A 23,430-nucleotide genomic window follows, 5' to 3' on the forward strand; every position below is an offset into this window, starting at 1 on the left:
GGGAGCATGACGATCGAGCAGCAGGAGCGGGACCGCTCGGCGGGCTTCTCCGCGCTGCTGCGCGAGTGGCGGGACCGCAGCGCACCCGGCGCCCGCGCGCCGGCCGAGCGCTCGCGCCGGTCGCCGGGCCTGCGCCGCGAGGAGCTGGCGGCCCTCGCGGGCATCTCCGTCGACTACCTCGTGCAGCTCGAGCAGGGCCGGTCCTCGAGCCCCTCGCCCACGGTGGTCGCCGCCCTCGTGCGCGCCCTGCGGCTCGGCTCTTCCGAGTCGGCCGTCCTGTACCGCGCCGCCGGCCTGGCCGCTCCGGCGTCAGCGGTCGATCGCTCGGTCCCGCCGAGGGTCCAGCGGCTGGTCGACCGCCTGCCGCAGCTGCCCGTCGCCGTGTACGCCGCCGACTGGTGGCTGCTCGAGTGGAACTCCGCGTGGTCCGCGCTGATGGGCGATCCGATGGAGTTGCCCGGACGCGGAAGCAATCAGGTCTGGTTCGAGTTCACCCGCGACACGTCGCCGGTGTGGGTGGATGCGGAACAGCGCGAGCAGTACCGGGACGCCCTCGTCGGCGATCTGCGCGTCGCCTCGGTCGAGCATCGCGAGGACGCCGAGCTCGAGGAGCTCGTGCAGGACCTCCTGTCGCGCAGCACCGATTTCGCGCAGCGCTGGCGGACCGCCCGTCCCGTCGAGTACCGGGGTGCCACCAAGCGGCTCGAGCACCCGTCGGCCGGCACGATGACCCTCGACGGCGACGTCCTCCGCCCCGCCGCCTCCACCCTGCGCCTCGTCCTCTACTCCGCCGCCCCCGGCTCCCCCGACGCGACCCGCCTCTCCGCCCTGCTCGCCGCGGAGTCCCCCGCGCCGGGACAGACCCGCGGTGCGGCCGTCTAGACCCTCCGTTCCCCGCAGAGGACGGCCTCCACCCCGATCGAAGGCGCATCTCGAAGCGCCCCTCCGGGGCACCCGCCCAGCGAGAGAGCTCAGGACGCGACCTCCGACGCGGAGCCCCTCGCGGGTGGAGCAGCTCGCACGGCGGCCCGTTCAGCCCCGGGTCTCGCCGAGTCGATCGCCCTCGCCCGGACAGAGGAGGTGGTCTCGATGCGCCTCTCCGGGGCCACTCGTCCAGCAAGGGGGCGCGACGTCGCAGCGGGCCCGAGTCGGCATGCCAGCAGTTGCGCCGAGGGACAGCGACTCCCGAGCCCACCGCCTCCGAACCACCCGAGTCCCCGAAGGCGATGAGCGAGACCCGCGTGCCGGCGTTCCTCGCGAGTCGGACGCAGGACGCTCTGCGGTCCGCGACCCTGGGACCGGCCGACCGCGGCGGGAGGAGCGCTCGCGCTCCTCCCGCACTTCAGTACAGCAGCCCCGTCAGGCGCGCCCGCGCCTTGTTCACGCGCGGGTCGGTCGTGCCGACGATCTCGAAGAGCTCGAGCAGGCGGGCGCGGACGCTCGCCTTGCCGTCGGCGTCGAGGCGCGGGTACATCGAGAGGAGGCGGTCGAAGGCGTCCTCCACGTGTCCGCCGGAGACGTCGAGGTCGGCGACGGCGAGCTGCGCGTCGAGGTTCGCGGGCTCGGCGGCCGCGGTCGAGCGGATATCGTCGAGGGTGCGCCCCTGCAGGCGCTGGAGCAGCCTGACCTGGGCGAGTCCGGCGACGGCGAGGTCGTCGCGCGGGTTCTGCGCGATGGCGGTCTCGTACTCGGTGATCGCGGCGGAGTAGTCGCCGCGGTCGATCGCGTCGTACGCCTCCTGGTGGTGCGGGGGCAGCGGCTCCGGCGCGGGCTCGGCGCCCGGCTCGGCGCCCGCGGCCGGGTCGACCGGGACGGTGCCGGTGACGCCCTGCTGCGCGGCGAGCTGCAGCACCTGCTCGAGCAGGTCGCGCAGCTGCTCCTCGGTGATCAGGCCGTTGAACATCGGCACCGGGCGGCCGGCGATGACGGCGGCGATCGTCGGGACCGACTGCACCTGGAAGGCCTGCGCGAGCTGCGGGCTCGACTCGACGTCGACTCCTACCAGCACGAGCGCGCCCGCGTAGGAGATGACGACCTTCTCGAGCAGAGCGGTCATGCTCAGGCTCTGGTCGGACCACGAGCCGCGCAGGTCCACGATCACGGGGACGCGCGAGGACAGCTGGACGACCTGGTCGAACTCGGCGTCGCCGGCCGACAGCAGCAGCGGGTTGGTGACGGGCGGCCCCTGGGGCGCGTCCGCACCGCCGGCCGCTGCGGCGGGCGCTGACGGCGGGGTGCGCCGGTTGACGAGGGTGGACAGGTCGACGGCGCCGCGGAGGTTTCCGGGCAGCGGGGGCAGGGGGGTGCTCACGGCAGCTGCACCACCGAGACGAGTCCTTGGCTCCATCCGAGCATGACGATCTTCTCCTCCGATCCGACGGGCGGTACGTAGAACAGCAACTGATAACCGTAGGTGGTCGCGATGCCCGTGGTCGACTTGTCGATCCCGAGCAGGGTCTGCGAGGCGCCGGACGTCGAGACGGTCGAGCCCTCGGCGGTCGGGCGGACCGTCGCGGTCTCGGCGATGCTCGCGGCGACCAGCGCGCCCGAGTCGTTCGTCGCGAGGGCGATGGTGGGCGAGGTGCCGGCCGCGTTGGTGAACTCGATCGACGCGGTGTCCGGCAGGGCCGCGCGATCCGCGTTCTTCTTGTCGACGCCCACCTGGCCGCGCAGGGTGTCGCCGTCGCCCGAGAAGGTGCCGGCGTACTGGCTGGCGTCGCCGTTCGCGAGGATGTCGGCGTACGCCGTGCCGACGTTCTCCGGCGCCAGGGTCATCAGCTTCGAGTCGGGGGCGACGATCGAGGTGCCGACGGTGACCGGGGCGACGTCGGGGATCCGCGCGTTGGCCTCGAGCGAGATCGCGTAGTCGACCTTGTAGTCGACGCGCGGGCTGGCCTGGCTCATCATCAGCGCGATCGGCGCCTGGGTCGCGTCGGCGGTGTTCTGCACGACGGCCGTGACCAGCCGCGGCCAGCTGTCGGTGTCCTGCGGCAGCACGAGACTCACCGGGGACGCCGGGATCGCCTGGGGCGCGTCGATCGTGCCGCCCTTGGTGAGGACCTCGTAATTGGTGGTGCGCTCGGTGAGCGCCTCGCCCTGGAAGCGCTCGGCGAGGATGTTCGCGTCGCGGGCCGCGTCGGCCGCGGCGGCGACCTCGGACACCGAGGCCACGATCGCCTCGGCCTGCTGCGTGGTCACCACCGGAGTGGGCTCGGCCGCGACGGGCTCGGCGCCCGCGGTCGCGGTGGCCGAGGCGGTCGGCGTCTCGGACGCGCCCGCGGCGAGATCGGGCCAGTAGTCGGAGCTGCAGCCGGCGAGCAGCAGGGTCGCGCCCAGCGCGATCGGGACCACGAGGAGCCGGCGTCGGCGCGACGGCCGGTCCGAGGCGATCGAGGACTGGATGCCGGCGCGGGCCCGGGGCAGGCGGGCGCCGCGCGGGACCTTGCCCTGCGGGCCCTTGCGCCGGGGGCCGTGCTGGCGGCGCAGGTGCAGGAACGCCCAGATGTAGAGGACGAGCCCGATCAGGAGGAAGAGGGCGCCGCCGGCCAGCAGCGGCCCGGCCCACGGCGTGGCCGTGTCGACCGGCCAGCTCACGCGGATGTCGCTCGCGGCCGGCGCGGTCCCGTCGGTCGCGACGAGGAGCGAGACGTCCTCGGGCAGGTCGAGCGCGACGGTGATGCTGCCGGAGCCCTCGAACTGCTCGAGCCAGAGGTCGGAGCCGCGGGGATCGACGACGGCGGCGTCCGCGTCGGCGACGTCGGACGCGAGGGCCGGCGCCGTCCCGGTCTCCTGCTCGGCGCGCAGGGAGTCGGCGCCGTCCTCGCTCGTCGCGTAGTCGATGCGGTCGTAGTCGGAGCCGCCGACCCAGCCCATCACGTCGGTCGTCGGCGCGTACGCCATCACGAGGTCGCCCTCGCCCTCGACGGTGATCGTCTGCCGACCCGGGTTGGCACCGAGCGTGCTGCCGTCGATGACGGCGTAGGGTGCGTCGGACTCGAGCGCGGTCTGCGCGGTGAGCGACTCCGGTGGAGCCCACACCGTCCGCTGGCCGATGCCGAGCGCGATGAGCGCCGCGGCGATGACGGTGGCGATGATGGCGAAGACGAACCGCACGAAAGAACTCCTCCTGCGTTGCCGGATCGGGGGTGACGGCCCGGGACGGCTCCGGTGACGGCCGGACCGGGGCGCGACGGCAACAGACAAAGACAGTCCAGGTTAGCGGATGGCTTCCGCCGAACCCAGGGATCGGCCGAGAGCCCCGATCGCCGAGCGCGCGGTGCGGGTGTCGGCCCGGGCCCGGAGGCACCCGCTGACTAAACTCCCTGGAGTGCCGCGACCCCACCGCGGCCGTGTTCCGGAGGAGACGACGTGGCAAGCGACGAGGCCGAATTCACCCAGGTGTTCCGTGGTTACGACCGGGACGAGGTCGACAAGGCGATCCAGGGTCTGCGCCGCGAGCTCATCCACGCCAACACCCAGGCCGCCGAGAGCGGTCGCGAGTCCAAGCGCCTCGCCTCCCGCATCGACGGGCTGGAGAAGGAGCTGCAGCAGGTCGGCGCGCCCACCTACGCGGGCCTCGGCGCGAAGCTCGAGCACACCCTGCGCGTGGCGGAGGAGCAGTCGGAGCGCATCATCGCGCAGGCCGAGAACGACGCCTCCGCGCTGCGCCGCTCCACCCGCGACGACCGCGACGGACTGCTGAAGGACGCCCGCGACGAGGCCGAGCGCCTCGTCACGGAGGCCCGCCGCCGCGCCGACCGCACCCGCGAGGAGTCGGAGGCCCAGGCCGCCGCGACGCTCGGCAAGGCCGCCGACGACCGCGATGTGATGACGCAGGACGCCGTCCGCGAGGCCGCCGCCATCCGCGGCACCGTCGCCACCGAGGCCGCCGAGACCCGCGCGACCGCCAAGCGCGAGGCCGCCGCCATCCGCTCGGAGGCGGGCCGCGAGGCCGCGGAGATGCGCGCCGTCGCCGCCCGCGAGGTCGAGGTCGCCCGCGCCGAGGCCGCCCGCCTGGCGCAGAGCAACGAGCTGCTGCGCGCCGAGGTCGCCTCCGAGGTCGACCGCCTGCGCGCCGCGGTGACCGCCGAGGTCGCCGAGGCGCGCGCCGCCGTCGAGGCCGAGGTGCTGGCCGCCCGCGCCGACCTCGAGGCCGAGATCCTCTCCGGCCGCGCCGACCTGGCCGCGGAGCTCGCCACCGGCCGCGCCGAGGGAGCCCGCGAGCTCGCCGATCTGCGTACCGAGCTCGCCCGCGACCGGGCGGAGGCCGTCGCCCTCCTCGACGCCGAGCTCGCCGCGCTGCGCTCCGCTGCGTCCGACGAGGCCGCCGCGCTCTCGCGCGAGGTCGAGCAGGCCCGGATCGACCTCGTCGTCGAGCTCGCCGCCCGCCGCGAGGAGGCGGACCGCGATTACCTGCTCCGCCACCAGGAGGCGGTCGCGCAGACGCAGCGCTACCTCGACGAGTCGAACCTCCAACTCGCCGACGCGATCCGCCGCGCGAACGACAAGCGGCTCGAGGCCGACGCGCTCCGCAGCGACGCCCTCGACGACGTCACGCGTCTGCGCCGCGAGGCGCAGGACGAGTCGGACGCACTGCTCGACTCCGCCCGCGACCGCGCCCGCGAGATGATCGCCGACGCCGAGCGCCGGACCCGCGAGCTGCAGAACACGGCCGAGTCCCGCCTCGACGAGATCCGCACCGAGCGCGACGCGATCGCCGGCTACGTCACCGGACTGCGCGGCCTGATCGGGCACATCGACGGCCTGTCGGACGACTCCGGCGACTCGGACGACGACGACGCGAAGGACGACGGCGGCTCGAAGCGCCGCTGACCGGCGCGGGCGGGCTCAGCCGAGCTCGCCCGCCCACTGCGTCGGCAGCGGCGACGACTCCGGCGCCACCACCCGGACGATCTCGTCGAGCACGCGGCGCGTCTGCGCCTCGCCGACCCAGAGGTGCTTGCCGCCTTCGACGGCGACCAGCTCGAGCTGCGGGACCGCCGCGAACCGCTCGGCGGCTGCCTCCGGCCGCAGGTAGTCGTCGAACTCGGGGATCAGCGCGACCAGCGGGCGGCCGTCCTCGCCCCAGGCCGCGACCTCGTCGGCCGTGGCCCGGTGCAGCGGCGGCGAGAGCAGGATCGCCCCGTCGACCGGGTGCTCCCTCCCCCACTTCAGCGCCAGCTCGGTGCCGAAGGACCAGCCGACCAGCCAGGGGTGCGGCAGCCCGCGCTCGGCCACCAGCGCCATCGCCGCGGCGACGTCGGCCCGCTCGGCGGCACCGCCGTCGAAGGCGCCCTCGCTCGTCCCCCGCGGTGAGCTCGTGCCGCGGGTGTTGAAGCGCAGCACGGCGAGGCCGGCGAGGGCGGGCAGCCGGGCAGCGGCCTTCCGCAGGATGTGCGAGTCCATGAAGCCGCCGTGGGTCGGCAGCGGGTGCAGGGTCACCAGCGTGGCGACCGGCTCGCGGTCGAGCGGCAGAGCCAGCTCGCCGACGAGGGCCAGCCCGTCGGAGGTGCGCAGCTCGACGTCCTCGCGCCGGGCGGGGAGGACGACGCCTCCGCGGATCTCGTGCGTCATCGTGCTCCTTCGATCCGCCAGCAGTGGGTGTGCCAGTGGCGACGGCCGGCGAGATCCGCGGCGTCGCCGAGTGCTCCGTCGCCGCGCCACACGACGACGTGCGCGAGGCCGATGTCGATCGTCTGACCGCAGCCCGGGCAGAGGTAGTTCTTCACGGCGCGCGACGAGGAGACGGGCTGGACGTTCCACTCCCGGCCGCGGCGCGTCTCGGTGCGGCGCCAGCCGGCGAGCATCTGCGAGAGGTCGCGCTGCTCGTCGTCGTCCTCGCGCCCGCGTCCGCGGGGTCGATTGCTGCGCGGCATGGCTCCAGTCTAGGAGCCGCCGCGCGGGCACCGGCGCGAGCCCGAGGCGTCGCCGGTCTCAGTGCGAGGAGTCGTCCATCTCCAGCCGTGTCTCCTCGGCGTCGAGCATCAGCTGCGCCCGCCGCAGGATGCGCGAGGAGTACACCCCGCGACCGCGCGCCTCCAGCAGCGCCTCACGCTCGGCGTTCAGCACCGCCCGGCGCAGATGCAGGTACTGCCCCTGCGGTCCGAGCGGATCGTCCGCCTCGCGCTCGACCTGCTCCCACGCCACCTGCGAGCGCGTCAGCGTGTCGCGGCGGACCCGCTCCAGCACCCGCTCGCCGACGCTCCCCTCCGGCAGATCGTCGACCGCCTCCGGCAGCGCCTGGATCCCGGTCGCCGCCACCTCGTCGAGCAGGGTGGCGAGCTCGCGGCGGTCGGCGTCGCCGTCGCTGCCCTGGATGCCCGTCACCCGGATGAGCGCGGGCAGCGTCGCGCCCTGCAGCAGCAGGGTCACCACCGCGACCGTGAAGGCGATGAGGATCAGCTGCGAGCGGTACGGCGTCTCCCCGGGCAGCGACTGCGCCGCCGCGAGGGTGACCACGCCGCGCATCCCGGACCAGGAGAGGACGACGCCGCCCCGCCAGCCGAACGCCTCGCTCGTCGTCGCCGCGAGGTCCGTCTCCCGCCGCTGGTACAGCCGCTCCGCGCGCTGCTGCCGGCGGACGAACCGCTCGTCGCTGCTGGCGCTGTTGCGCAGCCGCATCACCCCGACCGCGAGCCGCCGGTTGATCCGCTCGGCCCGCCGGCCGGAGCCGCGCAGCCAGAGGAGCAGCGGCCAGACGAAGAGGGTGCGCAGCACGATCAGGATCACGACCGTCGCGAGCCCGAGCAGGACCGCGGTGTCGACGCCGACGCCGCCCGGCTCGATGTCGCCGACGATCGCCTTGATCTCGGCGCCCATCAGCAGGAAGACGCCGTTCTCGAGCAGGAACTGCGCGGTCCGCCAGTTGACCCGCTCGCTGATCCGGGACTGCGGGCTGAGGAAGCGCGCGCTGTTGTGCCCGGTGTAGATGCCGGTGACGACGACCGCGAGGACCCCCGAGGCACCGAGCTCCTCCGCCGGGATGTAGGCGAGGAAGGGGACCGCGAAGGACACCGCCGTGTCGAGGACGGGGTCGCGAAGCTTCGACCGCACGAACACGGTCAGCACGCCCATCACCAGCCCGAGCACGACGGCCATCACGACCGAGTAGACGAAGAGCACGCCGACCTCGCCGATGTCGATGGCGTCGCTCGAGACGGACGCGCCGACCACCGCGGTCGCGGCCGTCGCGGCGCGCAGCAGCACGAGTGCCGACGCGTCGTTGACGAGGCTCTCGCCCTCGAGCACGGTGACGAGCCGCGGCGGAAGGCCGAGCTTCTTGCCGATCGAGGTGGCGGCGACCGCATCGGTCGGACTGACGACCGCACCGAGCGCGATCGCGGCCGGGAGGCTGAGATCCGGCAGCAGCATGTAGAGGAAGAAGCCGACGACCAGCGCCGTGACGACCACGAGCAGCACCGAGAGCCCGAAGATCGAGCGCAGGTTCCGCCGAAAGTCGGCCAGCGGCACCTGGATCGCCGCCGAGTAGAGCAGCGGCGGCAGGACCCCCGCGAGGATCAGCTCCGGCTCGACCTCGATCTCCGGCACGCCGGGGAGGAAGGAGGCGCCGATGCCGATGACGACGAGGAGCAGCGGCGCGGCGACTCCGAGCCTGCTCGAGAACCGCGCGACGGTGACGACGGTGATGATCCCGACGACTCCGAGCAGCGCGTAATCCACGCTCTCAGGCTACCGGGCCCACCGACCGCCCCTCGGGGAGGCCTGCGGCGGCGGGGTCAGTACCAGCCGACGCTCTCGGAGTGCGCCCAGGCACCGCACGGCGAGCCGTAGCGTCCCGAGATGTAGCCGAGGCCCCAGGTGATCTGGGTGCTGGCGTTGGTCTGCCAGTCGCCGGCGACGGTCGCCATCTTGCTGCCGGGGAGCGCCTGCGGGATGCCGTAGGCACCGCTCGACTTGTTCTCGGCGTAGACGTTCCAGCCCGACTCGCGGGTCCAGAGCAGGACGAGGCAGTCGTACTCGCTGTCGGCCCAGCCGCGCTGCACGATCTGGTCGTAGGCGATGGCCTTCGCCGAGCCGGGGTCCGGAGCGGCCGAGCGGGCGACGGGCGCTGCGACGGCGGCCTCCTCCTCGTCGTCCTCCTCGACGACGGCCTGCTTCGACTTCGTCGGAGTGGGGGTCGGCGTCGGAGTGGGCGTGGGGGTCGGCTTCGCCTGCGCGTCGAAGGTGTCGCGCTGGACGGTGCGCTCGACGGCGGCCTCGGCGACGACGAGGCGCTGAGCCGGATCGCCGTTGAAGCGCGCGGGCGCCTGGTAGAAGGGGGACGCGACGGCACCGCTCGACGGGTCGACCGCGCTCACGGCGACGAAGCCGATCGAGGCGGCGAAGGCGAGGAACGCCAGCGGGAGACGGGTCCGGGACCGACGGGCCGCCGGGCGCTTCGAGGTCTCGACCGAGGATCGGGAGACGGGTGGCTGCGCGACGGACGTTCTCTGATGCATACCCACGATCACGAAAGCATAACGGACGCCCTCAGGATCCGCCAGTGCACGGCCTTCCGCTCAGCGCACCGCCAGCATCACGTCGACCACGGCGTCGAGCACGAGGTCCACCTGGGGCTCGGAGTAGCCGCCGCGCTGCGGCGCGAACGACACGGTCCGGACGTCGTCGACGGTGAGCACGGAGCCGTCGCGGAAGTAACCCGAGACGCGGTCGGAGAAGGCGTCGACCTGGCGGATGTTGTAGCCGGTGGTCAGCACGCCGGCGCGGGTGAAGCGCTCCCGCGCAGGCCGGGCCAGGCGGTTCACGATCTCCTGCGCGGTGTCGCGGGCGTTCTGGAGCCACGCCTCCTCGCCCTGCTCCGCGATGGCGAACTGCCGCTCGCGCACGGCGAACGCGTCCTCGAGGCGCTCGAGCGCCGCGTCGACGTGCGGAGCCGAGTAGCCGCCCTTCTTCAGCGAGAAGGCGGTGTGCCGCAGATCGGCCGCGCGCAGGTCCGCCGGGCCGCCCGAGAGCTGGGCGTAGGCGTCCCTGGCCGAGGCGAGGAAGGAGTCGACCTCGTCCGTGTCGTAGCCGGGCCGGGACTCGCGCGCGCGGGGGAAGGGAGCGTCCATCCCGTCATTCTGCCAAGACGGCGGCCCGGTCCGGGAATCGGCGCGTCGGTCGGGTGGGGCGGCGACCCGGTGCGCGGGGACCGGGTGCGCGACGACCCGGTGCGTGACGACCCGGTGCGCGAGGACTCAGTGCGCGAAGACGAAGTACAGCACGTACGCCGCGGCCGCCGACGGGAGGATCGAGTCGAGCCGGTCGAGGAACCCGCCGTGACCCGGCAGCCAGGAGCTCATGTCCTTGATGCCGATGTCGCGCTTGATCAGCGACTCGGCGAGGTCGCCGAGGGTCGCGGTCAGCAGGATGACGCCGCCGAAGACCGCGCCGACCCACCAGGGCTGACCGAGGAGCAGGACGGCGAGCAGCACGCCGACGCCGACGCCGGCGGCCGCGGCACCCGCGAACCCCTCCCAGGTCTTCTTCGGGCTGATCCGCGGCGCCATCGGGTGCTTGCCCCAGGTCAGACCGCTGGCGTAGGCGCCGGTGTCGACCACGATCACCAGGATCAGGAAGGACAGCGCCCAGAGCTGGCCGCCCTCCTCCGCGACGAGGCGGATCGCGAAGGCGCCGAGGAAGGTGACGTAGATCTGCACGAAGGCGCCGAGGCCCACATCGAGCAGCAGCTCGCGCCCGGTCGACCGCGTCCGACGGAAGAGCTGCTCGCCCAGCCGCCAGAGGGCGACCAGGGCCGAGCCGCCGAGGACGGCGAACCAGGCGGCCTGCATCCCGCCGTAGTAGGCCGCCGGAACGGCGACCACCGCGACGACCCCGGTGGGGATGCGCGGGATGTCCCGGCCGGCCTGCCGCAGGGCGTTCGACAGCTCCAGCGCCGCCAGCAGCACCAGCGCGCCGGCCAGCACCATGAAGAGCTCTTTGATCACCAGCAGACTGACGACCATCGCGCCGCCGCCGATCAGGCCGATGATCGTCGCGGAGACGAGGTTGCGGCCTGAGCGGGCGGTGAGGCGCTCGTTGGTCGCCTCGAGCTGGGCCCGGGTGGCCTCGAGCTGGCGCTCGACATCGGCGCGCCCCTGCTGGGCCCGCGCGCGCAGGGCGTCGCGCGTGACCATCCGCGAACCCCGGGCGCCCGGAACGTGCGGCGCCGGAGCGTCGTCGCTGCTCTCGGGTTCCTCGGGGTTCACGGGCACAGCACTACACCTCGAGCAGTTCGGATTCCTTGCGCTTGAGCGCCTCGTCGATGGCGTCCACGTGCTGCTTGGTCAGGGCCTCGAGCTCCTTCTCCCCGCGGGAGAGCTCGTCGTCGCCGATGTCGCCCTTGAGCGCGTCGAGGTCGCTCTTGGCGCTGCGGCGGATGTTGCGGACGGCGATCTTCGCGTCCTCCGCCTTCGTGCGGACGATCTTCACGAACTCCTTCCGGCGCTCGGCCGTGAGCTCGGGCAGGTTGATCCGGATGACCGAGCCGTCGTTGGTCGGGTTGGCGCCGAGGTTCGGCATGTCCCGGATGGCCTGCTCGATGTCGCGGAGCGCGCCCTTGTCGTAGGGGGTGACGAGCAGGGTGCGCGCCTCGATGTTCTGCAGCGACGCGAGCTGCGACAGCGGGGTGGGCGTGCCGTAGTAGCTCACGAGCACCTTCTGGAACAGGCCCGGGTTCGCCCGGCCGGTGCGCACCGTGGAGAAGTCCTCCTTGGCGACCCCGACGGCCTTGTCCATCTTGACGGTCGCGTCGGCCAGTACATCCGAGATCACAGGGGGCTCCTTAAGAGAGAGAAGTGGTCAGTCTAGTTCGAGGCGGGAGTGCCCTAGTTGGAGACCAGGGTGCCGAGCCGGGCTCCCCGGATGGCGGCCGCGACGTTGCCGGCCGGCTCCATCCCGAAGACCTGCATCGGCATCCCGTTGTCCATGCAGAGGCTGAAGGCGGTCGAGTCGACGACCTTCAGGCCGCGCTGCAGCGCCTCCAGGTAGGTGAGCGTGTCGAGCTTCTTCGCGTCCGGGGTGGTCCGCGGGTCGGCGTCGTAGACCCCGTCCACGCCGTTCTTCGCGACGAGCACGACATCGGCGTGCGTCTCGAGCGCGCGCTGCGCGGCGACGGTGTCGGTGGAGAAGTAGGGCAGGCCCGCACCGGCGCCGAAGATCACGACGCGGCCCTTCTCCATGTGCCGGATCGCCCGGCGGGGGATGTAGGGCTCGGCGACCTGGGTCATCGCGATCGCGGATTGGACGCGCGTCTCCGCACCGGCCTGCTCGAGGAAGTCCTGCAGGGCGAGGGCGTTCATCACCGTGCCGAGCATGCCCATGTAGTCCGCGCGACCGCGGTCCATGCCGCGCTGCGAGAGCTCGGCACCGCGGAAGAAGTTGCCACCGCCGACGACCACCGAGATCTCGACCTCCGTCGCGGCATCGGCGATCTCGCGGGCGAGAGCGCTGATCACATCGGGGTTCACACCGAGAGTGCCGGCACCGAACGCCTCTCCCGACAGCTTCAGCAGCACCCTGCGGCGCTTGCCCGTCGTCTTCGCATCCGTCTCCGTCATGGACGTTTCCTCCCGTAGACCCGTACAAACCTATCCCGCGCGGAGCACGCCCCGCGACCACGCCCGGGCACCTCCCCCGGGCAGAGCGAAGGGAGCCCGGGTCGACTGAACGACCCGGACTCCCTCCGCCGTGCGTGCTACGCGCCGACCTTGAAGCGGGCGAAGCCCGACACGGTCAGACCGGCGTCCGCCACGACCTTGCTGATGGACAGCTTGTTGTCCTTGGCGTAGTCCTGGTCGAGCAGCGCGACCTGCTTGAAGTACGCGTTGACGCGACCCTCGATGATCTTCGGCAGGGCGGCCTCGGGCTTGCCCTCGCCGCGCGAGATCTCCTCGACGATGCGGCGCTCGTTGTCGACCTCCGACTGCGGCACGTCCTCGCGCGACAGGTAAGAGGGGTTGGCGAACGAGATGTGCTGCGCGATCGAGCGGGCGGTCTCCGCGTCGTCTCCCGAGTAGCCCAGGACCACGCCGACCTGCGGCGGCAGGTCCTTGTTGGTCTTGTGCAGGTAGACGGCGAAGTGCTCGCCGGAGACGGCGGCGACGCGGCGCAGCTCGACCTTCTCACCGAGGATCGCGGCCTCGTCGTTGATGAGGTCGGCGACGGTCTTGTCGCCGGCGGGGGCGGCGAGGCCCTCCTCGACGGTGGTGGCGCCGGCGGCGACGACCGCGGCGAGCACGCCGTCGGCCAGGGCGATGAACTTGGTGCCCTTGGCGACGAAGTCGGTCTCGCAGGCGAGCTCGATCAGGGTGGCGACGCCGTCCTTCTCGGCGGCGGCGACGAGGCCCTCGCTCGTGGAGCGGTCGGCGCGCTTCGCGTTGCCCTTGGCACCCTTGAGGCGGAGGATCTCGACCGCCTTGCCCAGGTCGCCGTCGGCCTCGACGAGCGCGTTCTTGGTGTCGACCATGCCGGTTCCGAGCTGCTCACGCAGCGTCTTGACGTCAGCGAGGCTGAAATTAGCCATAGTTCTGCGGACTCCTCTTGTCTGTGCCCGGCCGGCGCGGCGCTTCGAGCGCCTGCGCCCGTCCGGACGTCGTGGTCTGCCGTTCCCGCGGCGACGGGCCTCGGTCTCGAGGACTCCATCACGCCGGAGTGTCGGCGGTTCTGATTCGTGGTGGACGTGCACCGAATGAGCAGGGGCCGGACGGGCGCTCGCGCGACCCGTCCGACCCCCGGCTCAGAGCGGGTGTCAGACGGACGCGGGGGTCTCGTCGGTCGCGGACTCGGCGGGAGCCTCGGCCTCGGCGACGGCCTCGTCGGCGGTCGCGAGCTCGGCGTCGGCGACCTTCTCGGTCTCGGCGCCGGCCTGCTCGGCGGGCTCCTGGACGTCGGACGCCGGGGCGTCGGTCGCGGCGGCGTCGGTCGAGGCTGCGGAGTCGTCGCTCGTGGTGAGCAGCTCCTTCTCCCACTCGGCCAGCGGCTCGACGGCGGAGACGTTGCCCTCGGCCTCGGGCTTCTGGTGACGCTGGATGAGGCCCTCGGCCGCGGCGTCGGCGACGATGCGGGTGAGCAGGCTCACCGAGCGGATCGCGTCGTCGTTGCCCGGGATCGGGTACTGGACCTCGTCCGGGTCGCAGTTCGTGTCGAGGATGCCGATGACCGGGATGCCCAGCTTCTTGGCCTCGTCGATCGCGAGGTGCTCCTTCTTGGTGTCGACGACCCAGAGGGCCGACGGCGTCTTCGAGAGGTTGCGGATGCCGCCGAGCGACTTGTGCAGCTTGTCGAGCTCCCGCTTCTTGATGAGGAGCTCCTTCTTGGTGAAGCCGCTCTTCGTCGTGTCGTCGAAGTCCAGCTCCTCGAGCTCCTTCATGCGCGCGAGGCGCTTGGAGACCGTCTGGAAGTTGGTGAGGAGGCCACCGAGCCAGCGCTGGTTGACGTAGGGCTGGCCGACGCGGGTCGCCTGCTCGGAGATCGCGTTCTGCGCCTGCTTCTTCGTGCCGACGAAGAGGATGGTGCCGCCGTGGGCGACCGTCTCCTTGACGAAGTCGTAGGTCTTGTCGATGTAGGCCAGCGACTGCTGGAGGTCGATGATGTAGCTGCCCGAGCGCTCGGTCAGGATGAAGCGCTTCATCTTCGGGTTCCAGCGACGGGTCTGGTGCCCGAAGTGGACGCCGCTGTCGAGCAGCTGGCGCATGGTGACGACTGCCATGAGTCGTTCTCCTTCTCTGGGGCTCGGGCGCACGACGGCGCCGAACTCCCGTTCGGTTGTCCGCGACGGCCGGTCGGCACGTCGCCCTGGCGCCCGGCGCGCTCCCGCCCTCCTCGCGCAGGGCGAAGGGGACCGTGGGGAGCGTTGGCCGAATGGGCGCGCGTAGTCACCCCGACGAGCGAGGTGCTCCGAGAAGCCTAGCACCAGGACGGCCGCCTCCCCCGCGGGTGCGGGAGGGCGGCCGTCGGTGTCGCGAGGTGCGGCGCTACTTGCGCGCCGACTTCATCACGGTGCGGATGTGCAGGGTGTCCATCTCCTCCAGCGAGCGGCCCTTGGTCTCGGGCACGAACATGAAGACGAAGAAGAACGAGATCAGCGCGAAGGCCGCGTAGAGGCCGTAGGCGAGGGTCAGCGAGACGTCCTGCGACAGGATCGGGAAGGTCACCGTGATCGCGAAGTTGGCGATCCACTGCGCCGAGGCGGCGAGGCCCAGGGCGGCGGCGCGGATCCGGTTCGGGAAGATCTCGCCGAGCAGCACCCAGACCAGCGGGCCCCAGGTCGCGCCGAAGAAGACGACGAAGGCGTTGGCCGAGACCAGCGCGATCGGGCCCCAGGCGCCGGGCAGCGAGACGTCCTCGCCGCTGATCGTCGACTGGCTGAAGGCGAGCGCCATCAGTCCGAGCGAGATCGCCATGCCGGCGGAGCCGACGAGCAGCAGCGGCTTCCGGCCGACCTTGTCCACCAGGAAGATCGCGACGAAGGTGACCACGACGTTGACCACCGAGGTGAAGACCGAGATGGCGAACGAGTTCGACTCGTCGAAGCCGACGGCGCTCCAGAGCGAGGTCGAGTAGTAGAAGATCACGTTGATGCCGACGAACTGCTGGAACACCGAGAGCAGGATGCCGACCCAGACGACCGGCAGCAGGCCGAGCGCCGGTCCGCGCAGGCTCGAGCGCTGGGCGTTCTCGGCGTCCTCGTCGATCTTCTTCTGGATGTCGGCGAGCGCCTCGTCCACCTCGTCGCGCGGAGTCACCGTCGCGAGGACCTTGCGCGCGTCCTCCGAGCGGCCACGTGTCGCGAGGTAGCGCGGCGACTCGGGCAGCGTCAGGGCGAGCAGACCGTAGATGACGGCCGGAACGGCGCAGGCGATGAACATCCAGCGCCAGGCCGCGACGCCGAACCAGTAGGGCTCGGACGCGCCGCCGGCGCCCTCCGCGATGATCGTGTCCGAGAGCAGCGCGGCGAAGATGCCGAGCGTGATCGCGAGCTGCTGGAGCGATGCGAGCGCCCCGCGGATCGCCTTCGGCGCGATCTCGGAGATGTAGGTGGGGGCGATCACCGAGGCGATGCCGATGCCCAGGCCGCCGACGACGCGCCAGAGGACGAGGTCCCAGACGGCGAAGGCCGCGCCCGCGCCGATCGAGGAGATGAAGAAGAGGCCTGCGCCGAGCAGCATGACCTTGATGCGGCCCCAGCGGTCGGCGAGGCGACCGGCCAGGTAGGCGCCGAGCGCGCAGCCGAGGAGGGCCGACGCGACGGCGAAGCCGATCAGCGCGGCCGAGAGCTCGAACTCGCCCTGCACCGCCTCGACCGCTCCGTTGACCACGGACGAGTCGAAGCCGAAGAGGAAGCCGCCGACCGCCGCCGCGATGGCGAGACCGATCACCTTCCTCTTCAGTTTCGCCGCCGAGGGGTTCGGGATGGTGTCAGATCGTCCGCTGGTCATGGTCGTCTCCGATTCTCGCCGCCGGTGGGTGCGGTGTCTCCGCGCCCGCTCCGGATCACAGGCACGTTACTCCCGCCTGCGAATGTCCCGGGGCGGGTTGCGGAGTGGGGTTGACCTCGTCGTCCTCCACAGCGGACCCTGTGGTCGTCTTCTCCCCCGGTCGTGCGGCGGGTCGCCTGCGCCGCCCGGCGGAGGACGAGGGTGTGCGGATGGCTGCTCGTCTCCTCCTCCGCCACTTCCGCCCGGGCGTGTTCCCGGTGCTCGCTCTGCTCGCCGCGATGCTCTGGACGCCGCCGGTGGACGGCTTCTCGGTGGTCGAGCCGTGGCGGGCGCCGGCTCACCGCTACGCCGCGGGCGACCGCGGGATCGATCTCGCTGCCACGGCGGGTACTCCGGTGCGGGCCGTCGCGGACGGCCGGGTGTCGTTCGCGGGGCGGGTGGTCGATCGGAGCGTGGTCAGCATCGCGCATGCCGACGGGCTGGTGTCGAGCGTGGAGCCGGTGGAGCCGTCCGTCGCGGAGAGCCAGGAGGTGCGCGCGGGGGACGTGATCGGCACCGTGGGCGCGGGTGGGCACTGCGACGGCTCGTGCGTGCACCTCGGGGTGCGCGAGGACGGGGAGTACGTGAACCCGATGCGGTTCTTCGGCGGGATCCCGCGGGCGGTGCTGCTGCCGATGGACGGGGTGGCCGCGCAGGCGGTCGCCGATCCGTGGCAGGCGGCGGTGACTGCGGCGCGCTCAGGCGCGCGGGTGAGCGAGGCGGTAGGCCTCGCGGATCCGCTCGGTCGAGACGTGGGTGTAGATCTGCGTGGTGCCGAGACTCGCGTGGCCGAGCAGCTCCTGCACGGCGCGGAGGTCCGCTCCCCCGTCGAGCAGGTGCGTCGCCGCGGTGTGCCGGAGGGTGTGCGGGCCGGACGGGCCGGAGCCCTGGCCGCCGTCGAGGAGCCGGGCGACGACGCCGTAGACGGTGCGCGGGGTGAGGCGGGCGCCGCGTCGGCCGAGGAGCAGGGCCGACGTGCTCGCGCCGGTCGCGGTCACGTCCGGGAGCAGCTGCGGGCGGGCCTTCTCCAGGTAGGCGATGAGCGCCTCCTTCGCGGGCACGCCGAACGGCACGACGCGCTGCTTGCTCCCCTTGCCGGTGACCAGCACGGTGAGCCGGCTCAGGTCGAGGTCGCCGACGTCGATCGCCACGAGCTCGGAGACGCGGATGCCGGACGCGTAGAGCAGCTCGACGATCGCCAGGTCGCGCAGGGCCACCGGGTCCTCGGTCGCCCCGCGCGCAGCGACCACGTCGATCAGGTGCTCGGTCTGCGGCTCCGTGAGCACGCGCGGCAGGGGGCGCCCGCCCTTCGGGGTGCGCAAGCGCGCGGCGACGTCGATCGGCAGGCGCTCGGAGCGCTGCGCCCAGGACGAGAAGGAGCGGACGGCCGCGGTCCGCCGGGCGAGCGTCGCGCGGGCGACACCGGTCTGCGACTCGTGCCAGAGCCAGTCGCGCAGCAGCTCGAGGTCGAGCTGGGCGAGCATCGGCTGCTTCCGGCTCGCGGCGAAGTCGATCAGCGTCGAGAGGTCGGCGCGGTAGCCCCGAGCCGTAGCCGGTGAGAGCGAGCGCTCGTCGAGGACGTAGCGGAGGAAGTCCTCGACGGCCGCCGCGAGCGGCTCGCCGCGCGGCGGTCCGTCGTGCGGTCGTACGTCGAAGGGACGAGTGTCAGCCATCGGTCCCCGGCATCCGCGACCACAGGTCGATGCGGCCCTGCTCGTCGAGGCTCTCGAGCTTCTCGATCAGGTCGGTGCCGAAGCGGGTGGCGATCGGCGCCGTCGCACTCGGGACGAGCGAGGTGGCGACGGTCTCCGGGTGCACGTGCACGAGCGAGAAGCTCTGCGCGCCGTCGATGCCGGCGAGCTCGCGCTCCGGAGCGCCGAGGTCCATCGTGTAGCTGGTCGCTCCGGCGACGAAGACCGGGACGCCGGCGAAGGTGGCGGCCGTCGAATAGTGCAGATGCCCGCCGAGGATCGCGCGCACGTCGGTCCCGCGCACCACCTCCTCCAGCCGGTCCATCCCGCGGAGCTCGAGCACGGTCATCGCCCCGAGCGGCGTCGGGAGCGGCGGGTGGTGCAGCGCGAGGATCGTGCCGAGCGGGGCGGGCGTCGCGAGCTCGGCGGCGAGGGACTCGAGCTGCTCGCCGGTCAGCGCACCGTGGTGGTAGCCGGGCACCGCGCTGTCGAGCGCGATGAGCCGCAACCCGCCGAGGTCGACGACCTGGTCGATCGGAGCCTCGCCCGACGCGTCACTCTCCTCCTGGTCGAGGAGGACACGACGGAACGCACCGCGCTCGTCGTGGTTGCCCATCACCCAGACGATCGGGCAGTCGAAGCGCTCTCCTACGGGATCGAGCACGTCCCTCACCCGCCGGTAGGCGTCCGCCTCGCCCCGGTCTGCGACGTCGCCGGTGACGAGGATCGCGTCGAGGCGACCGCCGCGCTCGACGAGCCGCGCGACCGCCTGCTCGAGCCGGGACACCGTGTCGACCCGCCCGTAGAGCGGAGCCCCCTCCGCGAGGAAGTGCGTGTCGCTGAGGTGCGCGATCACCCGGTCGGCGGCCCGGAAGTGCCCGAGCTGCGGATGCTCCGGCTGCGTCCCCGTCGTCGTCTCGTCACCCATGCGGCTCCCCTCGCTGCTTGTTCGACAGCGTAGGGCGCACCGCCGACAGCGCCCCGGCGGCTCGGCGGCAGGCCGTGCGTGCGGGATGCTCCGGACGGGCTGCTTCTCCGTGGATCGAGGCGGGGCCTCTCCCCCGTGCCTCGAGAGGCCGGAGAACCTCCTCCCGCGAGTCGCTCGCCTTCGGGCGTCGTCGAGGATCGGATGCCACGCCGGCCGGCGAGGGACGGAGCGGAACGTCACCCGGTCCTCCTGCGGCGGACCGCCACCTCCCCTCACCCGCTTCTCATGCGGCTGCCCTCCACCTCCCCTCCGCGTCGCGCTGGACGAGTCCGGTCGCGAGGCAGGTCCCGAGCACATCGAGTGTCTCGGGGACGGACAGGCCGGAGCGCTGCGCGAGCGCCTCGGTCTCGTGCGCACCGTCCGCGCGGAGGACGTCCAGGACGCGCGACGCCGTCCGTGAGACCTCCGGTGCAACAGCGAGCACCGCGGAGATGCCGAGCAGCTCGACGACCTCCGGAGCCGACGTCACGCACGTCGCCGCATACTCGCGGAGCAATCGGTGACAGCCGGCCGACGACGCACTCGTCACAGGTCCGGGCACGGCACCGAGCGGGCGCCCGAGCGCCGCAGCGTGGCCGGCGGTGTTCAGCGACCCGGAGCGGGCGCCCGCCTCCACGACGACCGTGGCAGCGGTCGACGCGGCGATGAGCCGGTTGCGCTGCAGGAAGCGCCAGCGCGTCGGCGTCGTGCCCGGCGGCACCTCCGTCACGACCGAGCAGCCGGGCGTCGCGATGACGCGGTGCAGGAGGTCGCTGTGTGCCGTCGGGTAGAGCCGGTCGGAGCCGCCGGCGAGGAAGGCGACCGTGCGGCCGCCCGCCCCGAGGGCCGCCTTGTGCGCGACCGCGTCGATCCCGAAGGCGGCTCCGGAGACGATGAGGACGCCGCGCTCGGCGGTGCCGGCGGTGAGGTCCGCGGCGACGTGCTCGCCGTAGCCGGTCGCTGCACGGGCGCCGACGACGGCCAGCCGGTGCGGTGTGGCGAGCGCGAGCGGATCGCCGCGACTCCAGAGCACGAACGGCGCGTGCTCCCCCAGATCGGCAAGCGGCGGCGGCCAGCCGTCGCAGTCCGGCAGCAGCAGGCGCGCGTCGAGGCGGTGCGCGATCTCCAAACGGCGACGGAGCAGGGCTCGGTCCACCCGGGGACGCCAGCGCGCCAGACCGGCGGCGAGGACTCTCGTCCCGCTGCGGTAATCGTCGCCGTCGCTCTCCCCGTCGACTGTCGAGTCGAACGCGTTCTCGGAGCGGCCGATCACCGCGGCGGGGTCGTTCGCGGATCCGGACTCGACCCGGCGCACGTCCGCCGCCGCCGACTCCGCGAGGATCTCCCCCGCCGACGCCGACCCCACGACGTGAGCGAGCGCGCCGCCGGCACCGAATCGCTCGATCAGCGTCGCCGCGACCGCATCGCCCGGCTCGGCGAGCGAGGACCAGGCCGCGCGTGCGAGCGCCTCCACCGGATCGGACTCGCTGTCCTCGGGAAGCAGCCGCCGCGCGAGCCGCGTCTCGGTCCGGTCGAAGAGCTCGGCGACGGCCGTCACGAGCCCGCTCCCCGCAGGATCAGTGCGCGGGCGAGGTGGCTCGCAGCCGGGCGGTCGACCTCGTCGAGGTCGGCGAGCGTCCAGGCGAGGCGGAGCACGCGGTCGTAGCCGCGCATCGTCACCAGCCCGCGCTCCAGGGCCAGGTCGAGGGTGCCCGACTCCCGGGCGGTCGGGCGCTGCGGGCTCGCGCGGAGCCACGCGCCGTCGACCTCGGCGTTCACCGACCAGGGGGTGCCTGCCAGACGCGCCCGAGCGCGAGCACGAGCGGCGACCACTCGGGCACGAGCCTGCGCCGTCGAGAGGCCCGGCTCGTCCCGGCGGACGGCGAGCTGTGCCGCGCCGATGCGCCGGACCGTCAGCCGGATGTCGACGCGGTCGAGCAGCGGACCGCTGAGCCGCGCCAGGTAGCGGCGCCGCACCGGCGGTGAGCAGGAGCAGATCTCCCCCCGGATGCCGTGGCGCCCGCAGGGGCACGGGTTCGCCGCGAGCACGAGCTGCACGCGAGCCGGGAACTCCGCCATGACGTTCGCACGGTGGATGCGGATCACGCCCGACTCGAGCGGCTGCCGCAGCGCGTCGAGGGCGACAGCGGAGAACTCCGGAGCCTCGTCCAGGAAGAGGACGCCGCGGGTCGCGCGTGCGACGGCTCCCGGTCGGATCCTCCCACTGCCCCCACCGACGATCGCGGCGGCGGAGGCGGAGTGGTGAGGGCTCTCGAACGGCGGACGGCGCACCAGTGTTCCGCCGGTGTGCTCGCCGACGAGCGAGCGCATGCAGGTCGCCTCGAGCGCGGCCTCGTCGTCGAGATCCGGCAGGATCCCGGGCAGGCGTGACGCGAGCATCGTCTTCCCGGCTCCGGGCGGACCGAGCAGGAACACGTGGTGGCCACCGGCCGCCGCGGCGATCATCGCGGACGCCGCTTCCTCGTTGCCGATCACGTCCGCGAAGTCGAGCCGGGACTCCGGTTCACGAACGGCAGGAGGCGCAGCAGAGCGCTCTGGAAAGACCGGCACGTCCCACTCCGCCCCGTGCCAGACGGCGGCTGCCGCGAGGGACGAGACAGGGATGACGTCCACACCGTCCACCAGCTCGGCTTCGAGACGGTCGTCCTCGGGCACCATAACCCGGTGTCGTCCGGCTCGGGCTGCGGCGAGCACCGCGGGCAGCACACCCGGCACCGATTGCAGTCGCCCGTCGAGCCCGAGCTCGCCGATGTGCACCACCGCGGCGACAGACTCCCGGTTCACCTCCCCCAGCGCCGCCAGCGCCGCGAGCCCGATCGCGAGATCGAACGCGGACCCGTGCTTGGGCATCGCCGCCGGCGACAGGTTCACCGTCATCTTGTACTCCGCGATCCCGCTCCCAGAGTTGATCGCCGCGGAACGCACCCGCTCCTTCGCCTGCGACAGCGCCGCATCCGGCAGACCGATGATCACCATCCCCGGAGTGCCGTCCGCCGAATGCGCCTCCACCCCCACCACCGCGCCGGTGAAGCCGACCAGACCGACCGCGGACGTCCGCCCCAGCCCCATCACGCCACCGCCCGCACATGCCGCACCTGCGACGGCACGCCCTCCGGCGCGACGATCCCGACCGCATCGATCCGCAGGTGCCGCGAGCGCTCGTCGTGCTCCCGCGCCCACGCATACGCCAACCGGCGCAGCCGCTGCGCCTTCACCCGCGTGATCGCCTCGATCGGCAACCCGAACCGCGTCGAGGACCGCGTCTTCACCTCCACCACCACCAGCGCCACACCCTCCCGCGCCACGATGTCCAACTCCCCCTCCCGCACACGCCAGTTGCGATCGAGGATCTCGAAACCGCGCTCCCTCAGGTGCGCCGCAGCGATCTCCTCGCCGCGCCGACCCAACTCGTCCTTGTCCATGCAGAACCTCCCGCAGGAAGGGTCGCGAAGGGAGAGCTGGCACGGGGCGCGCGGCGGTAGAACTGGGGAGGGAGCGGGAAATCAGGAGATGTGGAGGGCGGGCCCGGCGGCGTCGATCGGCGCGGGATCGTCCGTCGACAGTGGGTCTCGATACGCCGCCTGCGGCGGCTACTCGACCAGCATGAAGGCCGGGCGGTGCGTGATGCACTCCGGAAGCGGAAGAACAGCCGGTGCCGGCCCCTTGTGAGGGTGGGTCTCGTCACGCCGCCTTCGGCGGCTACTCGACCAGCATGGGTGGTGCCGGCGGCGTCGCGAAGGAAGAGCCGTCAGCGACGTCCGTCTGCGAAGTTTCGATGATCGCCACCGCTACTCGATCGGCGGAGGGAAGGGTGCGCGGCAAGCGCTCCCCAGCCGGAGAACGGTGCGCTGCAAGTGCTCCTCGGCAGCGGGAAGTGTGCGCTGGAAGCGCTCCTCAGCCCGGAGAGAACGAGCCGGAGGCCCTACTCGTCGAGGGCGAGCTCCTTCGGGAGCTCGAACTCCTTGCGGGAGAGCTCCTCGACGTTGACGTCCTTGAAGGTCAGGACGCGGACGGACTTCACGAAGCGGTCGGAGCGGTAGACGTCCCAGACCCAGACGTCGCGCATCGTCAGCTCGAAGTAGAAGTCGTGCTCGGTGTCGCGGCGGACCAGCTCGACCTCGTTCGCGAGGTAGAAGCGCCGCTCGGTCTCGACGACGTACGAGAACTGCGAGACGACGTCGCGGTACTCCCGGTACAGTGCCAGCTCGACCTCGCGGTCGTAGTCCTCGAACTCGTCGTCATCCATCGTTCGCCAATTCTACGCGACACGACCCCG

At 72.6% G+C, this 23,430-nt stretch carries 21 protein-coding genes and 1 pseudogene; 3 read left to right on the forward strand and 19 right to left on the reverse strand.

The genetic code is table 11. The features are described 5' to 3' along the window. Positions 1-6 precede the first annotated feature (6 nt). Entirely contained in the window at positions 7-882 is an 876-nt protein-coding gene (locus tag HRK28_RS01135; RefSeq protein WP_160088953.1) for a helix-turn-helix domain-containing protein, read from the forward strand. A gap of 460 nt (positions 883-1,342) precedes the next feature. Here the strand turns inward: HRK28_RS01135 and HRK28_RS01140 are convergent, their stop codons facing one another. After that, the gene (locus HRK28_RS01140; protein ID WP_367948312.1) at positions 1,343-2,311 is read right to left on the reverse strand and encodes a tetratricopeptide repeat protein; all 969 of its coding nucleotides are present in this window, start codon (positions 2,309-2,311) and stop codon (positions 1,343-1,345) included. After that, positions 2,308-4,113, reverse strand: coding sequence for a hypothetical protein (locus HRK28_RS01145; protein ID WP_173250174.1), 1,806 nt, complete (start codon positions 4,111-4,113; stop codon positions 2,308-2,310). The genes HRK28_RS01140 and HRK28_RS01145 overlap by 4 nt, the downstream gene beginning before the upstream one ends. Before the next feature lie 255 nt (positions 4,114-4,368). On the opposite strand from HRK28_RS01145, the gene HRK28_RS01150 reads away from it, so the two are divergent. Next, entirely contained in the window at positions 4,369-5,832 is a 1,464-nt protein-coding gene (locus HRK28_RS01150; RefSeq protein ID WP_160088947.1) for a DivIVA domain-containing protein, read from the forward strand. A gap of 15 nt (positions 5,833-5,847) precedes the next feature. On the opposite strand, the gene HRK28_RS01155 is transcribed toward HRK28_RS01150, so the two are convergent. The 11 genes from HRK28_RS01155 to HRK28_RS01205 all read right to left on the reverse strand — a co-directional run bounded on the left by HRK28_RS01155 (position 5,848) and on the right by HRK28_RS01205 (position 16,436). Beyond that, positions 5,848-6,573: an alpha/beta hydrolase gene (locus tag HRK28_RS01155; RefSeq protein ID WP_173250175.1), complete on the reverse strand. Its 726-nt coding sequence runs from the start codon at positions 6,571-6,573 to the stop codon at positions 5,848-5,850. Next, entirely contained in the window at positions 6,570-6,875 is a 306-nt protein-coding gene (locus HRK28_RS01160) for a hypothetical protein (RefSeq protein ID WP_123445737.1), read from the reverse strand. Before HRK28_RS01160 ends, HRK28_RS01155 begins: the two co-directional genes overlap by 4 nt. A gap of 58 nt (positions 6,876-6,933) precedes the next feature. Beyond that, positions 6,934-8,679 carry a sodium:proton antiporter gene (locus HRK28_RS01165; protein ID WP_173250176.1) on the reverse strand — a complete coding sequence of 582 codons (1,746 nt, stop codon included), beginning with the start codon at positions 8,677-8,679 and terminating at the stop codon, positions 6,934-6,936. Positions 8,680-8,735: 56 nt separating this feature from the next. Beyond that, positions 8,736-9,458 (reverse strand): lytic transglycosylase domain-containing protein, encoded by a 723-nt coding sequence (locus HRK28_RS01170; RefSeq protein WP_173250177.1) that lies wholly within the window; start codon positions 9,456-9,458, stop codon positions 8,736-8,738. 60 nt (positions 9,459-9,518) lie between these two features. Next, positions 9,519-10,070: a DivIVA domain-containing protein gene (locus HRK28_RS01175; RefSeq protein WP_160088937.1), complete on the reverse strand. Its 552-nt coding sequence runs from the start codon at positions 10,068-10,070 to the stop codon at positions 9,519-9,521. 126 nt (positions 10,071-10,196) lie between these two features. Further along, positions 10,197-11,135, reverse strand: coding sequence for a phosphatidate cytidylyltransferase (locus tag HRK28_RS01180; protein WP_160088935.1), 939 nt, complete (start codon positions 11,133-11,135; stop codon positions 10,197-10,199). An 82-nt stretch (positions 11,136-11,217) separates the two neighbouring features. Further along, positions 11,218-11,772, reverse strand: coding sequence for a ribosome recycling factor (gene frr, locus HRK28_RS01185; RefSeq protein WP_123445733.1), 555 nt, complete (start codon positions 11,770-11,772; stop codon positions 11,218-11,220). A 53-nt stretch (positions 11,773-11,825) separates the two neighbouring features. Further along, positions 11,826-12,557, reverse strand: a complete 732-nt coding sequence (pyrH, locus tag HRK28_RS01190; RefSeq protein WP_160088933.1) for a UMP kinase — start codon at positions 12,555-12,557, stop codon at positions 11,826-11,828. Between the two features lie 137 nt (positions 12,558-12,694). Further along, positions 12,695-13,522 (reverse strand): translation elongation factor Ts, encoded by an 828-nt coding sequence (gene tsf / locus HRK28_RS01195; RefSeq protein ID WP_173250178.1) that lies wholly within the window; start codon positions 13,520-13,522, stop codon positions 12,695-12,697. A 225-nt stretch (positions 13,523-13,747) separates the two neighbouring features. After that, positions 13,748-14,707: a 30S ribosomal protein S2 gene (gene rpsB / locus HRK28_RS01200; RefSeq protein WP_160088929.1), complete on the reverse strand. Its 960-nt coding sequence runs from the start codon at positions 14,705-14,707 to the stop codon at positions 13,748-13,750. A gap of 265 nt (positions 14,708-14,972) precedes the next feature. Further along, complete coding sequence (locus HRK28_RS01205; RefSeq protein ID WP_160088927.1) at positions 14,973-16,436, reverse strand: sugar porter family MFS transporter; 1,464 nt, start codon at positions 16,434-16,436, stop codon at positions 14,973-14,975. A gap of 278 nt (positions 16,437-16,714) precedes the next feature. Here HRK28_RS01205 and HRK28_RS20680 point away from each other — a divergent pair. Then, positions 16,715-17,056, forward strand: a pseudogene (locus tag HRK28_RS20680) (murein hydrolase activator EnvC); the annotation flags it as partial. Positions 17,057-17,173: 117 nt separating this feature from the next. On the opposite strand, the gene HRK28_RS01215 reads toward HRK28_RS20680, so the two are convergent. The 6 genes from HRK28_RS01215 to HRK28_RS01240 form a co-directional block, all read right to left on the reverse strand. Continuing rightward, on the reverse strand, positions 17,174-18,148 hold the full coding sequence (locus tag HRK28_RS01215; protein ID WP_173250179.1) for a tyrosine recombinase XerC: 975 nt from the start codon (positions 18,146-18,148) through the stop codon (positions 17,174-17,176). Further along, positions 18,141-19,094, reverse strand: a complete 954-nt coding sequence (locus tag HRK28_RS01220) for a phosphodiesterase (protein ID WP_173250180.1) — start codon at positions 19,092-19,094, stop codon at positions 18,141-18,143. Before HRK28_RS01220 ends, HRK28_RS01215 begins: the two co-directional genes overlap by 8 nt. Positions 19,095-19,377: 283 nt before the next feature. Continuing rightward, positions 19,378-20,691, reverse strand: a complete 1,314-nt coding sequence (gene dprA / locus HRK28_RS01225) for a DNA-processing protein DprA (RefSeq protein ID WP_367948313.1) — start codon at positions 20,689-20,691, stop codon at positions 19,378-19,380. Then, complete coding sequence (locus HRK28_RS01230) at positions 20,688-22,223, reverse strand: YifB family Mg chelatase-like AAA ATPase (RefSeq protein WP_173250181.1); 1,536 nt, start codon at positions 22,221-22,223, stop codon at positions 20,688-20,690. The genes dprA and HRK28_RS01230 overlap by 4 nt, the downstream gene beginning before the upstream one ends. Next, positions 22,223-22,576, reverse strand: a complete 354-nt coding sequence (locus HRK28_RS01235) for a YraN family protein (RefSeq protein ID WP_173250182.1) — start codon at positions 22,574-22,576, stop codon at positions 22,223-22,225. Before HRK28_RS01235 ends, HRK28_RS01230 begins: the two co-directional genes overlap by 1 nt. Positions 22,577-23,076: 500 nt before the next feature. Continuing rightward, a complete protein-coding gene (locus HRK28_RS01240; RefSeq protein ID WP_160088897.1) occupies positions 23,077-23,400 on the reverse strand; it encodes a DUF2469 family protein in 324 nt (107 codons plus the stop codon). Positions 23,401-23,430 lie beyond the last annotated feature (30 nt).

Origin of the sequence: Rathayibacter sp. VKM Ac-2835 (genome assembly GCF_013266705.1) — a bacterium.
In the GTDB taxonomy this organism is placed as follows: domain Bacteria; phylum Actinomycetota; class Actinomycetes; order Actinomycetales; family Microbacteriaceae; genus Rathayibacter.

Excerpts from the sequence above, each read along its gene's own strand:
- HRK28_RS01135 (WP_160088953.1), top strand. The coding sequence starts at position 7 with ATGACGATCGAGCAGCAGGAGCGGGACCGCTCGGCGGGCTTCTCCGCG.
- HRK28_RS01155 (WP_173250175.1), bottom strand. The coding sequence starts at position 6,573 with ATGACGCACGAGATCCGCGGAGGCGTCGTCCTCCCCGCCCGGCGCGAG.
- HRK28_RS01160 (WP_123445737.1), bottom strand. The coding sequence starts at position 6,875 with ATGCCGCGCAGCAATCGACCCCGCGGACGCGGGCGCGAGGACGACGAC.
- HRK28_RS01170 (WP_173250177.1), bottom strand. The coding sequence starts at position 9,458 with ATGCATCAGAGAACGTCCGTCGCGCAGCCACCCGTCTCCCGATCCTCG.
- HRK28_RS01175 (WP_160088937.1), bottom strand. The coding sequence starts at position 10,070 with ATGGACGCTCCCTTCCCCCGCGCGCGCGAGTCCCGGCCCGGCTACGAC.
- HRK28_RS01180 (WP_160088935.1), bottom strand. The coding sequence starts at position 11,135 with ATGGTCACGCGCGACGCCCTGCGCGCGCGGGCCCAGCAGGGGCGCGCC.
- pyrH (WP_160088933.1), bottom strand. The coding sequence starts at position 12,557 with ATGACGGAGACGGATGCGAAGACGACGGGCAAGCGCCGCAGGGTGCTG.
- tsf (WP_173250178.1), bottom strand. The coding sequence starts at position 13,522 with ATGGCTAATTTCAGCCTCGCTGACGTCAAGACGCTGCGTGAGCAGCTC.
- rpsB (WP_160088929.1), bottom strand. The coding sequence starts at position 14,707 with ATGGCAGTCGTCACCATGCGCCAGCTGCTCGACAGCGGCGTCCACTTC.
- HRK28_RS01205 (WP_160088927.1), bottom strand. The coding sequence starts at position 16,436 with ATGACCAGCGGACGATCTGACACCATCCCGAACCCCTCGGCGGCGAAA.
- HRK28_RS01215 (WP_173250179.1), bottom strand. The coding sequence starts at position 18,148 with ATGGCTGACACTCGTCCCTTCGACGTACGACCGCACGACGGACCGCCG.
- HRK28_RS01220 (WP_173250180.1), bottom strand. The coding sequence starts at position 19,094 with ATGGGTGACGAGACGACGACGGGGACGCAGCCGGAGCATCCGCAGCTC.
- HRK28_RS01230 (WP_173250181.1), bottom strand. The coding sequence starts at position 22,223 with ATGGGGCTGGGGCGGACGTCCGCGGTCGGTCTGGTCGGCTTCACCGGC.
- HRK28_RS01235 (WP_173250182.1), bottom strand. The coding sequence starts at position 22,576 with ATGGACAAGGACGAGTTGGGTCGGCGCGGCGAGGAGATCGCTGCGGCG.
- HRK28_RS01240 (WP_160088897.1), bottom strand. The coding sequence starts at position 23,400 with ATGGATGACGACGAGTTCGAGGACTACGACCGCGAGGTCGAGCTGGCA.